The organism is Micromonospora sp. AB353 (assembly GCF_049538395.1).
Lineage (GTDB): Bacteria > Actinomycetota > Actinomycetes > Mycobacteriales > Micromonosporaceae > Micromonospora > Micromonospora aurantiaca.
Genome location: NZ_JBMVFV010000193.1, coordinates 1 through 499 on the forward strand (window position 1 = coordinate 1; position 499 = coordinate 499).

Genomic DNA, 499 nt, shown 5'->3' on the forward strand with positions numbered 1-499 from the left:
AGGCGTCGACGACAACACCGCGGGCGGCAACGGCGGCGGCATCGCCAACGGCGGCGGTGAGCACCACGGCGGGCCGGTCGACCTGGCCTCGGCCGCGAAGCCCGACAAGGGCGAGCACGGCAAGCACCACGCGGGCACCGTCGAGATCATCGGGGCGTACGAGGGCAAGGACGCCTCGCTGAGCACGCTGAGCCACAACCGGGCCGGTCACAACGGTGGCGGTCTGTTCAGCAGCGGCGGCTGGGTCACCGTCTCGTTCACCGCGATCGGCGGCAACGTCGCCTGCGAGAACGGCGGCGGCGTGTACGCCGAGAACACCGACCTGCTCCTGGAGAAGGTCCACGTGGCGGGCAACCACGCCGACGGCGACGGCGGTGGCGTGGTGACGACCGGTGGCCGGGACTGGGCCGGTAACGGCGCCGAGAAGGACGGCCTCGCGGGGAGCGCCACGATCGCCGACAGCGCCGTCGTGGACAACACGGCCGGCCGGTTCGGCGGC

The 499-nt window shown here is 73.1% G+C and carries 1 pseudogene; it reads left to right on the plus strand.

Going from position 1 to position 499, the window contains the following annotated elements:
• Positions 1–499 (plus strand): annotated as a pseudogene (locus ACPCK6_RS29640) (hypothetical protein); the annotation flags it as partial.